Genomic DNA, 14,336 nt, shown 5'->3' with positions numbered 1-14,336 from the left:
CTAACCGTGTAATTCACTGATTCCGCATCGGCAAGGCCTGCCCCCATGGCTTTTTCAATCGCTTTCCGCTTGGCTTCCGTATCCGCGTAAGCGTATACCTTATGACAAGCTTGTCATAAGATTTATTATGACAAGCAAATTCTTATGACAAGTTGCCCTGGCGGATATACAGTTTTGCTGAAATATCCGCCCGAACAACTTTCCATAATTAATGCATCAATCCATTAAGCCAATCCAGAAGAGATTTGTCTTCGGTCCAATCTTTTATGGGTTTGTCCGGAAGGACATCTTTTCCAGGCTTCATCTTATCAAGCACAGCTTTCTTCATCTTGATGCTGGTTTTTGAGTATACTTCAGTTACTTTCAGATCAGTGTGCCCAAGAAAGTCTCTTATAAAAATCGGGTTTACATCTGCTTCTGTAAGATGCATGGCCTTTGTATGCCGTATTTTATGTGGAGAGATTTCTTCAATTTCACAAGCAACCGCATATTTTTTGAGGATATACGCTATACCTTGCCGTGTAAGCTTCCTGCCCTGTGAGTTATAGAACAATGGATGCTCAAAGTCAGATGGAGAGTCCAAATGCTGTTCTAAAAGATAATTCTTCAGAAGAGCGGTAGTTTTATCCATCAGAGGAACGCTTCGGGTTTTCCTTCCTTTCCCAGTCAGTTTGACCTGGGCAGGGAATTCCAAACGAAGGTCTCCGACGCGTAAATCTGCAAGTTCCTGCACACGGGCACCGCTATCGTATAGGAGAGTGAGCAATGCCTGATCGCGGCGTCCTTTACGTGTTTTGGTATCTGGCATGGACAACAATGTTTTGGTTTCAGCTTCGCTAAGATATCCCACCTGACGCCTACTGGTCTTTTTGTAGGGGATTCCTAACACCTGCTGACATTGAAACATGTGCTCCGGAGCCTGCATCTGTATATAGCGGAACAATGAATGAATCGCAGCAAGCCTTTGATTCCTCGTGCTTATACTGTTATTGCATTTACGTTCCAACCAGTTTAGAAACTCTGCGATCCGTTCAGCAGTCAGGTCAGCTACGTTAAGATTTTCTGGCCTTATACCCAGTATATCTCGGCAGTAGGTCAATAGCCGTATGTAAGTATCTCTGTAAGAAACAATGGTGTTGCTGCTTTGGTTGCGTACCCCTGGCAGTTCCTTCAGCAAAAAATCACTGAGCATGCGGGGAAAATCATTCGTCTTCATACTCAGTTTTTACCTCCAGGTCTGGAATGATGTCAGCATATATCCTATTGATCTGATCGACCAGATCAGGAAATGCTTCCGCTGTAAGTTTCAGATAACGGCCAGTGGCGGAAAGAGAGGAATGCCCCATGTAAGTCATTAACAGCGGTAACGCAACCTGATGGGAGATCCCATTCCTCAACATCGCTTCCAGACTATGCACACAGAAAGTATGACGGAGATTATGCAGGTGAGGCCCGCCATCGCTTTTGTTCCCATGCATTATTCCGCATTCAAACAGGATATCCCGGAAGTAATGATTCACAGATGTTTTGTCATAATGCCCATTGCCACGGCGGCTCCTGAAAAAGAAGCCATCTGGCTCATAAGCTGCGTGAGTTTTACGTCCATACCATTTGATGTACTCCATCACCGAGTCGCTCACCGGGATATCGCGATCCTTATTGTTCTTCGCGTTTATAACGTGCAGGATATTTTTATCCATGTCCACATCCTTCATCCGCAGCCCGAGTGTTTCTGAGATGCGAAGGCCGCATCCATACTGAATGCGCAGAATCGCTGGATAAAAAATATGCGAATTAGAAGAATGCGGACGGATTGAATCTGCAGCATTAAAAATGTCCTTGATCTGCGAATGTGTAAAAATATACGGCTTGAAATCTTCGTGCCTGTTAGTTACGATAGAAAAGTCCACCAGGTACGCAGGGGTTTCGTGTCTGATCAGGTATTCGGCAAAAGTACGGATCAGTGTAACGCGTTGTTCCTGCGTTTTCTGTCGCCAGTTAGGATCCCGCTCAATAAGAGCCAGGCAAAGGTTTTTGGGGAGTCCATTTGAACAGTCAAACTGTTTGCTCATTTGGTCCAGAACATAGAGGACACGCTCTTGTTCTTCGTATTTATACCCAAGGGAACGCTTTTCATTAAGGAATCTCTGTATATGTTCCGCAAGGGGGCCGGTGAATGTCTTATTCTTTGACATAAGGCTTCACCTCCACTTCCAGGGCGCATTTTCGCAAGCCGTTTATATCCACCCTGAGATAATGTTTTGCCATCTGCGGATCCGAATGCCCAAGTATATCTGAGATAGTGGACGCATCCACTTCATTCTGAAGCAAGTTTGTTGCAAGCGAATGACGGAGGGAATGCCAGCCATAGCGCTTGGATTTATCGATTGGAATACCGGCTCTTTTCAAAGCTTTATTGATGTTGTGCCGAAGCGTACTTTTAAACGGGCTTCCTTTGTAGGGGGCGTTATGCGTCACAAAGATATTTGGGTAATCCGTAACGGGCCTCCCGTTTTTCAGGTAATCAATGATCGCCCACCCCGCATCATCCGGAAGCGGAAGCGATAGCGGTTCCCTGGTCTTGTTCTGGGTAACAGTAATAAGTTTCTTGCCCCAGTCTATGTCATTGAACGTAAGAGAAAGTATATCGCCAATGCGAAGACCAAGCCTTGCCCCCAGAAGGATAGTAGCGTAATCTCTTTTGCCAATGGGGGTAGTGATATCGATACTGTTGATCAGTTGTTCGATCTGCTCTTCGCTCCAAACCGTCGGGAGTTTTGTACGCAATCTCTGTGGAGGATGGGGCAAAAATACTTCTATAGGTTGATCAACATACTTGTGAAGAAAGGCATACTTGAAGTACTGCCTAAGGGCAGATAACCTTTCAGCGATCGTTACTGGGGCGAGTCCGATCATTGTTTCAGTAAAACGGGACATTAGATCAGCGGTAACACCATTGAGATGATGAATGCCCGAGGAATCCAAAAACAGGATCAGATCCTTAATGATACCCCGGCAACGCCGATAGTGACACTGGGAGCATCCGTATTCTACTTCATACTGTAAAAACCCTTCTGTCACCTCCTTAAAGGGAAGCGGCCAAACAATTTCCCCGTCATAATCGTGCCGTCTGAACAATGTACCGAAGTTATAATATTCAGCAAGTGATCGGATTACCCGAAAGTAATACATCTCATTTTTAGAGTGTTCTCCGGATGTAACAAAACCTCCAAGTTGTTTGAACTTCCATAGCAAGAAGTCTGTTCCCCTGGACTGTGAATAATCACAATCCCCTGCGTATTCCTCGAATTCCCGGAATACTTTGCGATATCTCCGCAATGAATCTTCGGAATACTGAAGCCCAACCAGCTTTTCTTCCAGTTCTTTGCAGAGCTCTGTAACTTTGATTTGTCTTAGCATAACAAACCATCTCCTTTCTGATATGTGACGTATTGTCAGTTACATCAGAAAGTATCGATTATTATGTAAAGAAAAGCTATATAAAAATCCGTAGTTATACAGGCAAGAGTTTTTTTCTTTCCATAAATACTTGCTTGTCATAATAGATCTTATGACAAGCTTGTCATAAGATTTATGCCAAAGCCAATCCTAAGATCAAAGAGGAGCAGATCAGAAAGCATAGCGCTGCAGTGTCCCCAATGCCTAAATATAGCCGAAAACAGAAAGAAGATCTAATCGACTGGTTGAAAAAGAACCTGTAAGATGGTGAAATTTTATGCAAAGTAAAAAGTTCCGGATTCCTGGGTTTTAAAAGGAATTCGGAACTGACTTTGCATAACTATTAACTTTGCATAACACCGATTATGGAAAGCTTTCCATAAACGGTGTCTCTTTGCATTCAATGTAATCTCTTTGAAAGACTTAATTGCATAGTCTCTTTCTGTCATCTATCAAAATCTCCTTCATCGTTTTGAACCAATACTATCGGTCCTACTCCTACTTCCCCATGATTTTGAATGGGAAGCACTATAAAGCTTCGTTGCAGGCACTGGCATATTCAGGACGAAAGTGGGATATGTCCTGTGCTGACTCATATGCAAACGTACCTTATGTCAATCTGCGGGTCGCAAAAGGGAAAGGGTCAGCTTCCCTGCAGATATTAATGTCCTTGTCAAGCGGATATTCGCAATCCGCTTCGCTACTTGCTCATAACCGAATAACTGCTTCGCAGTGTATCAGATGGGGCTTGTACCCCATCTGATACAAGTAAGTCCCTACCCGCCACTTAATGCTCTTCGCATTTGAAGTGAGGGACTTACTTGATTCGGTTAAATCACGCAAATTTACGCTCCATAAACCATTTATCAAATTCAAAATATAAGTGGCATTCTTTACCGGCTACCACTACCGTATACATGATGCCTGTTCCACCCGCTTTACGGCTGGCGCATCTCTCTTTCGATTTCACCTTATCGATTTCATATTTTCTGCCGTCTTCCCAGACAAAAGCCATCGGCATCATGACTCCGTCCTTATCGAATCTGGCAACTACATCTACATAAACCTTGCTTGATTCCATTCATAACCTCCATCCTTGAGCCATGGCTCAAAGCTAACGTGCAAAGTAACCTACCGGATGAACGGTGTGGGATCCCTGTGCATCCAGCTTTGATAATATCTTGTCTTGATACATAAATGCCCGCTGTATACTGAAATATCCAAACCGTCGCCGGATCTCATCTACAGCTTTATCCATCTTCTCCTGTTTGGCCCGCTTCTCTTCATTCATGAACAAACTCATCTGCACCGGAATATCCGCCGTAACCAGGTCTGCACCTCTGACTCCAAGACTGCGTATCGGATGGGACCAGTCATAATTGTTTCGAAACAATTCCATGGCAGCATTCATAATCTCGTCTGTGATATCCGTCGGCTCTCGCAGATGCATCTGCCTGGAAAAATGATAGAGACTATTATCCCGGATGGAGATTGCTACAGTGTTACATTTAAATCCATGCTTCCTGAGTCTGGCCGATACACTCTCTGCCAATGCCATAAAGATAATCTGAACATCCAGATCATTTTCCAGATCACGAGGCGTAGTCGTGCTGTTTCCAATGGACTTAATTGGAGCCGAATAGCCCTCTGTAGCTACCGGTGACTCATCCCATCCATTTGCAAAGGAATGGATCACAAGCCCCATCTTGCCAAGTGTTTTCAGGAGAAAATCCGGATCCGTACAAGCCAGATCACCGATGGTATGAATACCATACTTCGACAAAGTCCTGTGGGTAGATCTTCCGACATAGAGAAGATCCGATGCAGGCAGCTTCCAGATCGGACTCTTATAATTCTCCCGATTGAATTCGGTAATCGCATCCGGCTTCTTGTAGTCACTGCCAAGCTTTGCATAAATCTTATTCCAGGAAATGCCCTCGCTGACCGTAATGCCAAGTTCCTTTTTGACTCTGGCACTGATCTCATCTGCGATCTTACGGCCATCACCCTTCAAGGAAATACTGTCGGAAACATCCAGCCATGCTTCATCACAGCCATACGGTTCAATCTTATCCGTATACTCGCCGTAGATTTCCCGAAGCATCGAAGAGAACTTCAGATACAAATCCATTCTGGGAGGCACAAAGATCACATCAGGACATGCCTGCCTGGCCCGCCATAAAGCCATACCGGTTTTTACACCATGCTTCTTCGCGATATAATTTGCCGTAAGCACGATACCATGTCTGGCTTCCGGATCGCCGCCAACAGCCAGTGGCTTGCCGGCAAATTCCGGATGATACAGCATCTCAACACTGGCATAAAAACAGTTTGCATCGGAATGGATAATCACACGATCCATGAAACGCCTCCTTTCTTTTCGAATGTTTGTTCGATTTGCTATACTGGTAGTATATAGCGATTTATACTCGAAGTAAAGACGCACATGTGCAACATTTCGATTTATAATCTATTTTTGCTTGCTTTTGGGAAATAATTGCGTTATAGTCTATATAGGAATTCAATACCTTGGGAGGTGACTGGTTTGTATAGAGATTTTGGTATGACACTTGCTGCCAAGAGAAAAGAAAGGCATCTGAATCAGCTGCAGCTTGCTGATCTTTTGAATAAGAAAGGGCTGGAAGTAAAATCCGGGTCCATCAGTAAATGGGAAAAGAATGTGAATTCGCCAAATGTCATTCAGTTTTTTGCCCTCTGCGAGATTCTTGGAATCGATAATATTAATGATACTTTCGGCATTGCTATCGAAGAAAACCGCTTCGCTCAGCTCAATGAAGAAGGCAAAAGAAAAACGATTGAATATATGAATCTGCTGATCAAAAGCGGAATGTATGTCCGGGAAGAACCTGTCTACATCACAAACAGAACGCTTAAAGTCTTTACAGAACCTGCTTCTGCCGGTACCGGCCTCTTTCTTGACTCTGATCAGTATGAGGAATTTGAAGTCGGTGATGATGTCCCTGCAACCGCAGACTTCGGCATCCGAGTTTCCGGCGACAGTATGGAACCGGTCTATGTGAATAAACAGATCGTATGGGTTCATCAGCAGGACCAGCTGGAAAATGGCGATATCGGAATCTTCTATCTGAACGGTGACGCTTATATTAAAAAATATCAGAAGAACAAAGATAATGTTCAACTGATATCTCTCAACAAAAAATATGCTCCTATCCAGATCAAACCTGAAATGGAACTTCGAACCTTCGGAAAGGTCGTAAAATAAACGTAAGGCTGGTGCCGGCACTGGAAATCACATCCATGACAGCATCAGCCTTCTCTTTTTGTTCTCTCACTCATACCAGAACACATCTTCTACAGGCTTATCGAAATATCTGGCGATACGAAACAGCACCTCATAAGATGCTATCTTCTGCTTTCGCTCAATTCTTCCAATCGTGTCCGTACTGGTTTCCACCAGCAAGGCCAGCTGATCCTGTGTCAGTCCCTCCTCGGTACGAAGCTTTTTTAAATTCGTCTGGAACTCCATCACAACACATCACCATCCCGCTAATTTTTAGAGACTCCCCGTCTGCTCCTAAAATGTAGCATAAAACAATGTGCAAAAATCCCGACAGCTACAGCATGTTTTCTGGTTTTGGCATGCGTCCGGTCCATCCCAGACTCCTTGCCCACGTTTTATAGCTTTTCTTCTCTTCCGGATTATCACCGTTAATCGTCTCAAGGAATTCGCAAAAACCTCCAACACCACCAACATCATCCACAAGACTCATTCCATCCCAGGCAATGCAGATTGGTTTTTCCTTACGCTGAATATCTCTCAACTTGTCCAGAAACTCTCCGTCTATTTGCTGACCAAAGGCATCTACAAACAAAGCTTTCTCAGGAACGAATCCATTTTTATCATGAAGCATATCGCCTTCTTCATCCCTGGCATAAACGGTTTTGTCGTACCAGGCATTGGTACAGGTGATTTTAATCTCCCACCCATCGCCATAGTCATATCGATAACACAATGCAGATAATGCCGGAATTGGTTCAGGATTATAATCAATACACAGCATTTCTAATTCACGGTCCAGTTCCTCCATCTCCCGGAAATAGGGAACCATGTCGATCGTCGGATTTCCTTCTTCGTCAAAATGCGTTCCTGCCTCTTCAACGATCTGGTCCATACGGGCTGTCAGCTGTCTGTATTTTTTGATAATGTCCTTACGTTTTTTCTCAACTTGTTTCAGTGCGGCCTCTTTCTCCTGTTTCCATGAATCCCAATCTGCCTGTTCAGCCGGTGTTTTTAGTACAGTCCAAAGCATCGGGCGTTCCAGCATTTCCTCACACTGACCTTCCATGTAGACATTCCACGTTCTCTGATCTGTTGTTTTCTTCTGAATAGCAGGCCAGTCCTTTCGGAATCTGTCTACTTCAATCTGTGCAGGAATGTAATGCTCTCCCACGCCTTCATAGGAGTATGGTCCACAATACTTGGATTTCAGCCAGGTCTTAAAGCTTTCACCTTCCTCATAATCATCGTCCCAATATATATCTTCATAATTCTCACTGGGAAAACGAAAATACATACCAACCTGACGGGTCCACTCTTTTACCAATCCCCCATCTGTCATTTTTTTGAATTCATCCTCATATGGAACATAGCTATGAAGGTGGCTGTTTTGCCATCCAAAAGCTTTCATGATTGCATAATGAAGACCATGCAGTGTCATATTACCCGGAACAATAAAATCTCTGGTAATTCCATCCTTCATTCTTCCGTATCTTCTAAGAACTTCCTTATGTTCATCTGCGAAATATCCCAGGTCCAGTTCCAGATGAAGCTGCATTGCCATAGGAACCCGCTTCATCTCTGCTTCGATCATGTCCCAGAATTCTTTTTTCTCTTTCAGCAGCCGTTCTTTTTCGGATCTTAATTCTTCAAGAAGACGACGCTGCTCCTGAATATCATTCTCTTTCTTTTTTGAACGTGCTTCTGTATTGGTAACCTGATTTTTAGCTGCCTGCTGCATCCGTCCTCTATATTCCTCACTTCGAATCGCTTCGTTACTTCTGTCTTCCCCTCCATACTGCCCACGTGAATAGGGCATATAAGACTGAACATTCTTCTCCGATATAACAAGCTCCTCGGCTATTTCAGCTACACTTTTGCCCTTTGCAAGCAAATCTGCTACCTGTTCACTGGTTTTACTATGCCATAAGCCCTCCGTAATTAGTACTCTTCGTACTTTGATTGGATATGTACCAAGCTCCTCTGCTGTCTTCTTTACAGAACCCGTCTCTTTATAAATATTAATAATCTGCTGATATAACTCATCCATATATCAGGACCTCCTTCATGTATTTTAGGTGGCCTACCTTTTATTTATGATATCAGTATACGGCCAAACAATCAACGTGTCAACCTTACCTTTTAGTCATCAAAGAAATGCATTTCCAGGTTATATGAAGACCCGAAAATGCATATTTTACCACATTCACATTACCAGCGCTGCACCATGAATTTCACTCTCTCCTGCACGTCTTCACTAAAATCAGACAGATCCCCAAGGCCAATCACCTCATCCTGAACTAACCGAACAAGATCAATCAGCATATCAGATTTACTGGCCGATAGAATAACGCCAGGAGCTTTGCGATCTTTTTTGATACGCTCTTCCAGTGCCCAGAATCGTTCAGAACCCTTCTTATCACAGGTCAGCAACTCTACATATTCCTTGCATAAACGTTCCATATAACTTTCCTGCCAACCAGGAAGTTTCTCACGGAACAATTTCCAATCACGTTTTGATACTTCTACCATAATCTCACCTATAACCGATCAATAATTCTCAAGCACATCCTGCAGATATGCTTTATATTCAGCCTTCACATTATCCGGTCCCGTGATCTTCATTCCGGATCCGATACCAGTTACCCAACCAAAGAACTGCGGACTTACTGATACCAGAACTCTGGTTTTAAAATGATCCTCTCCCTGCGGGATCAACCATACATCATGACCAAAGCGATCGATTACAACACCGGCCAGTTCATTCTTGCATTCCAGCGTGACTTCCGCATCTACACCGCCGTACATACCAAAGGTCTTCTTTGCAAATGCAGCCAAGTCGAAATTTTTGAAGGAATCTTCACCCTTACGATCTGTTTCCAGAATCTCAGTGTTCTGCATCTTATCTACACGGTAATGCTTGATAATTCCAGCCGCCGCATCATAAGCTACCAGATAATAATTCTCATCATCCCAGGTCAGTGCCCACGGGCTGACAACATAGAATGCACCGTCTTTCTTCAGTTTCAGTTCTTTCTTAACAGTCCACTCTGCATAATGGAACTTAATTTCCTTATTCTCGTAGATTGCAGTATGGATGTAGTCCACATTATAATAAACAGTTTCATTCTCTGTCTTCGGACGGTTTACAATGAAAACATATTTGGAAAGCATTGCAGCATCCGTCCTACAGCAGAGCTTCTCTAATTTCGTTATCAGTTCCTTGGATTTCTTCTCCGTGATAAACTTAGAGGACTGCACAGCGTCCACCAGGAGCTTTAACTCCGGCAGTTCAAAATCTCTGGCACCGATATAATAGCCAGGATTTTTCCCCTTCTTCTGCTGTATATCCAGTCCAAATTTCTCAAGGATCTCCATCTCTGTATATATCGTTCTTCGATCCGTACTGATGCCATATTCCTGATCCACAATCGTGCATAATTCCGATGCGTTCAGCATGTGCGTATCATCGGTACGATCCAGAAGGATTTCCATCAGGCGTAGGGTACGGAGCTTCTGATCAAATGAAGCCATGGTATGTCACCTCAATATCTTTTATTTCTCTTTCTTCACTCCATAAGGAGTTCTTTCCTCTGCCACCATCTGCATATCGGCAGAACGATTACCAAAATCCGGATAATAAACCTTAGCAGTTTTTCTTACCTGGATCTCACCGGCCAATCTCTCTTTTAGAAGCGTATTTCTCTTTGTAACAGTCACATTTCTCACTGCATAAGAAAGTGCCTTCTTCGTGCCGACCATTACCAGAATCTTCTTAGCTCTGGTAATGCCGGTGTAGATCAGATTTCTCTGTAGCATTACATAATGATTCATCAAAACCGGCATGACTACGATCGGATATTCCGATCCCTGGGCTTTATGAATGGTTGTGGCATAAGCATGCACCAGTTCATCAAGCTCAGTAGCATCGTACTCAATGCTTCGCCCATCAAAATTCACCAGAAGGGTACGGTCCTGCATATCAACGGACTCGATGATACCAATATCTCCGTTGAAGACTTCCTTGTCGTAATTGTTCTTGATCTGCATGACCTTATCGTTTGGCCGATAAACAAATCCACTCCTTCGAAGGCCCTCTCCCTGTGGGTTTAAGGCTTCCTGCAGCGCCATGTTCAGATTGGTAGCTCCGACTACACCTCTTTGCATCGGTGTCAGCACCTGAATCTGACTGGCTGGTGTCCGATAATATCCCGGAAGCTTCTTATGTACCAATTCCACGATCTTCTTCGCTGCTTCCTCCGGATCCTCCTGAGTCATAAAGAAGAAATCCGTATTCTTTCCATTGGATGTATCCGGCATCTGACCAGCATTGATCTTATGTGCATTCATGATAATCCGGCTGGTCTGAGCCTGACGGAAAATCCTGGTCAGACGAACCACCGGAAATACTTCACTGTCGATCACATCACGGAGCACATTTCCTGCGCCAACCGATGGAAGCTGATCAATATCTCCCACAAGAATCAGACGCATATGCGGCGGAATGGCCTTCATCAGTGCATTCATCAGGACAATATCGATCATGGAACACTCATCCACGATCAGCACATCCCCCTCAAGCGGAGTTTCCTCATTTTTCTGGTAGCCTTCCGGAGGCTTAAATTCCAGAAGTCGATGGATAGTCTTTGCCTCCAGACCTGTGGCTTCTGTTATTCGCTTGGCAGCTCGTCCTGTTGGGGCTGCCAGCAATATATTCAGTCCAAAGGTGCGATAGGCTGCAATGATACCCTGGGTTGTGGTGGTTTTTCCTGTACCCGGACCACCGGTAAGCACCAGGACCTTTGCAGTCGCTGCCCGGCGTATGGCTTCCACCTGCACCTCATCATATTTCATATTTACAGTATTCTGGATTTTCTCAACATCCACAGACAACTCCGGATTACCGGTATCCTGTCTGGCTTTCATAAGAGAAACCCATAGTCTGTCTGCTGCCGGTTCTGCAGCCAGCTTTTTCAATTTATTGGCAACACCAACCTCCGCAAAATAAAACGGCGGCAGGTAGATACATTCTTTTTCAATCTCTTTGGCAGCATCTTCCGGAATAACCTCATCCGGCACAAACTGAGGAACCATAATCTTCTCACGGATCAGTTCTTCATCCTTCAGCATCTGATCCATGGTCATAATGATGCTGGTATCCTCCGCCTCCAGAAGCGCTGATGCTTTCTTGATCAGCTGATCACGCTCTGCATAAACATGACCCTCATCTGCCAGCTCACTTAAGGTATACATGATACCACTGCGCAGACGGATAAATGCCTCCTTGCCAATCCCAAGCTTCATGGCAATGCTGTCGGCCGTCTTAAAACCAATTCCCCAGATATCATCCGCCAGGCGGAATGGATTCTCCTTAACCTTTGGAATGCTCTCATTGCCATACTGACGATAGATCTTCGCTGCAAATGCAGTGCTCACACTATGATCCTGGAGAAAAAGCATAACATTCTTGATCTCCTTCTGTCGTTCCCAACTCTTTGCAATCTTATCGACACGCTTCTTTCCGATACCGGGAACCTCCAGGAGCCGCTGCACATCCGTCTCGATGATCTCCAGCGTATCCGTACTGAACTGCTGCACGATCTTCTTAGCAAACTTCGGTCCCACACCCTTGATCAGGCCGGATCCAAGGTACTTCTCAATACCAAAAACTGTGGCAGGCATGGTTTCTTCCCAGCTCTCCGCCAGGAACTGTCTGCCGTACTTGGCATCTACTTTCCAGTTGCCATCGATCAAAAGCACAGATCCAACATTGGCATCCACAAGATTACCAACGACTGTAACCAGATCGTTATAGTTCTTAACGGCGCACTTAAGGACAGTATACCCTGTTTCAGGGCTTTGATAAGTTATACGCTCTACAACACAACGTATCTTGATCACTTAAGTCTCACCTGCCTTTACTCTAAACATGATGGTATTTTAAGCCTTTGAAGCTTGGATTTTGTTGTTCTTTCGTGCATCAATTACAACAATCCCAGGCTTCCCAGTCAATCCCAAGTCGTTAAGAATTTTATACACTTTTTCCATTTCTTCATCTGTAAAGAATACTATAGCTTTAATTGCTGGAGGATTCCCATTGGCATTTTTATATACATCAACTTGCTTTTCCAGATTGCGTTTTAATGTCCTAGCCATTTTAAATTCAACAAGCGTTGCATCTTTACTTCCTTGAGACAGCTTGAAATCTACAGGACCTCTACCATTATTAACCTCAGCATTTGTATCAGAAATAGTATTACAACATGCAAGTCGATACATTATATGCAAATCGGATTCTCTATGAATTGGCTTGTCCCCATCATAAAAATACCTATATCCATCGCAATTCTCTATCACATGTTTCAAATACAGTACACGTTCCATTGCTTCTTCATAAGAAGTTTTCGCTTTCACACTATAAAAATCTGTGTCAGAAACAAGTTGATCTATCAAATCCAATAATTGTTCAATAAATACTTGCTTCACACCGTGAACATCAGACAAACTTCTTGCCAATGCTTCTTTTTCGCGATCTTCCTGATTTCTTATATAATGATCAATAAGAACAGGAAAACGCCTAATAGTTTCAGTAGCGGCATTTTCACGATTCTTTTTTGTTGGTTTGTCTTCTCCGAGAACCTGGATAAAATACTCGTTTACCTGCATTCTCAACACCTCATCTGGAATGGCTATTGAGAATCTCTCAAAATTATTGAGCATGTCTGTTCTATTAATCCAGATTTCATCTCGTACTAAAAGATTTGCAGGGGTAAGCAAAACATAATCATTATTAAAAGCAGGAAGATAATATTCTTTCGGAAGCCATACCCCTCGATCATAGTCAAAAGAAACCTTGTCTACTTTAAAAATTTTACAATAAGTCGAAGACAAATATGACTTAGCAAATTCTTCCGTGTATTTCAAAAGGTATGGCTTGATGAGATTGGTGATAAAATCGCTAATGTTATCTCGTCCTATACCTTCTTTCAATAAACACACCTTTTCAATATGTTTGCCTTTGCTAACTATCTCCTCACCAAAGTTTTTGAAAACTTCCGTCAATCCACTATGTAATGCACGACCGAAATCCAATCCTAATCCGCTTCCTGAATTTCCCTTCTTACAAAACCCAAGATAATTTTGCTTTACTTCTGGAAAACAATAGTAGTATTTTAACACTTGCAGATTGCCAGCCCAAACGGACACCTGTGCCATATTCGGCGGACAGCTTGAGACATAATTAGCGGACAGGTGGGGACACATTAACCGGACAATATATCTTCAGATATAATAAACTTATCTCCTAAATACGGAGAAATATTATATCTGGAGGTCCTACTATGGATTACAAAAAAGTACTAAGGCTTCACTTTGTGAACCATCTTAGCTGCCGTGAGATCGCCGAAAGCTGCGGCGATTGCAGCAAAACAACTGTTAACGAGTTCCTGAAGCGTTTCAGAGAAAATTCGGAACTCTCCTACCCTTTACCGACAGATGCCACGAATGAATACATCGAGGGCCTGCTCTATAAAAAGCCAGGTGTATCGGCGGATCAGCTCCTCTACCGGGATTTTAACAAGGAAGCTGTCTACAAGGCTCTGGCCCGCAAAGGGGAGAC

The 14,336-nt window shown here is 43.6% G+C and carries 12 protein-coding genes and 1 pseudogene; 2 read left to right on the top strand and 11 right to left on the bottom strand.

All coding sequences use genetic code 11. The features are described 5' to 3' along the window. Window positions 1-208: 208 nt before the first annotated feature. From HNP82_RS17285 to dinB, 5 genes are all read right to left on the bottom strand, one after another. Window positions 209-1,216, bottom strand: a complete 1,008-nt coding sequence (locus tag HNP82_RS17285; RefSeq protein WP_183776718.1) for a tyrosine-type recombinase/integrase — start codon at window positions 1,214-1,216, stop codon at window positions 209-211. After that, complete coding sequence (locus HNP82_RS17280; protein ID WP_183776717.1) at window positions 1,203-2,195, bottom strand: tyrosine-type recombinase/integrase; 993 nt, start codon at window positions 2,193-2,195, stop codon at window positions 1,203-1,205. The genes HNP82_RS17285 and HNP82_RS17280 overlap by 14 nt, the downstream gene beginning before the upstream one ends. After that, on the bottom strand, window positions 2,182-3,420 hold the full coding sequence (locus tag HNP82_RS17275; protein WP_243164850.1) for a site-specific integrase: 1,239 nt from the start codon (window positions 3,418-3,420) through the stop codon (window positions 2,182-2,184). The genes HNP82_RS17280 and HNP82_RS17275 overlap by 14 nt, the downstream gene beginning before the upstream one ends. Window positions 3,421-4,294: 874 nt before the next feature. Further along, window positions 4,295-4,540 (bottom strand): hypothetical protein, encoded by a 246-nt coding sequence (locus HNP82_RS17270; RefSeq protein ID WP_183776716.1) that lies wholly within the window; start codon window positions 4,538-4,540, stop codon window positions 4,295-4,297. 33 nt (window positions 4,541-4,573) lie between these two features. Beyond that, the gene (dinB, locus tag HNP82_RS17265) at window positions 4,574-5,821 is read right to left on the bottom strand and encodes a DNA polymerase IV (protein ID WP_183776715.1); all 1,248 of its coding nucleotides are present in this window, start codon (window positions 5,819-5,821) and stop codon (window positions 4,574-4,576) included. Window positions 5,822-6,004: 183 nt separating this feature from the next. Here dinB and HNP82_RS17260 point away from each other — a divergent pair, with 183 nt between their 5' ends. After that, on the top strand, window positions 6,005-6,703 hold the full coding sequence (locus HNP82_RS17260; protein ID WP_183776711.1) for an XRE family transcriptional regulator: 699 nt from the start codon (window positions 6,005-6,007) through the stop codon (window positions 6,701-6,703). Window positions 6,704-6,769: 66 nt separating this feature from the next. Here the strand turns inward: HNP82_RS17260 and HNP82_RS17255 are convergent, their stop codons facing one another. From HNP82_RS17255 to HNP82_RS17230, 6 genes are all read right to left on the bottom strand, one after another. Then, a complete protein-coding gene (locus tag HNP82_RS17255) occupies window positions 6,770-6,967 on the bottom strand; it encodes a helix-turn-helix transcriptional regulator (protein ID WP_183776710.1) in 198 nt (65 codons plus the stop codon). An 88-nt stretch (window positions 6,968-7,055) separates the two neighbouring features. Continuing rightward, the gene (locus HNP82_RS17250; protein ID WP_070089509.1) at window positions 7,056-8,768 is read right to left on the bottom strand and encodes an IS1096 element passenger TnpR family protein; all 1,713 of its coding nucleotides are present in this window, start codon (window positions 8,766-8,768) and stop codon (window positions 7,056-7,058) included. A gap of 161 nt (window positions 8,769-8,929) precedes the next feature. Then, window positions 8,930-9,250, bottom strand: coding sequence for a hypothetical protein (locus tag HNP82_RS17245; RefSeq protein WP_183776709.1), 321 nt, complete (start codon window positions 9,248-9,250; stop codon window positions 8,930-8,932). 18 nt (window positions 9,251-9,268) lie between these two features. After that, complete coding sequence (locus tag HNP82_RS17240) at window positions 9,269-10,252, bottom strand: helix-turn-helix transcriptional regulator (protein ID WP_183776708.1); 984 nt, start codon at window positions 10,250-10,252, stop codon at window positions 9,269-9,271. Window positions 10,253-10,273: 21 nt separating this feature from the next. Beyond that, a complete protein-coding gene (recD2, locus tag HNP82_RS17235; RefSeq protein ID WP_183776707.1) occupies window positions 10,274-12,619 on the bottom strand; it encodes an SF1B family DNA helicase RecD2 in 2,346 nt (781 codons plus the stop codon). 39 nt (window positions 12,620-12,658) lie between these two features. Further along, the gene (locus HNP82_RS17230) at window positions 12,659-13,933 is read right to left on the bottom strand and encodes a hypothetical protein (RefSeq protein ID WP_183776706.1); all 1,275 of its coding nucleotides are present in this window, start codon (window positions 13,931-13,933) and stop codon (window positions 12,659-12,661) included. 125 nt (window positions 13,934-14,058) lie between these two features. Here HNP82_RS17230 and HNP82_RS17225 point away from each other — a divergent pair. After that, window positions 14,059-14,336, top strand: a pseudogene (locus tag HNP82_RS17225) (hypothetical protein); the annotation flags it as partial.

It is taken from the genome of Catenibacillus scindens, assembly GCF_014202115.1.
Taxonomy (GTDB): Bacteria; Bacillota; Clostridia; order Lachnospirales; family Lachnospiraceae; genus Catenibacillus; species Catenibacillus scindens.
Note: the sequence above shows the minus strand (reverse complement) of the source record. Positions and strands in the feature narration are given on the sequence as shown.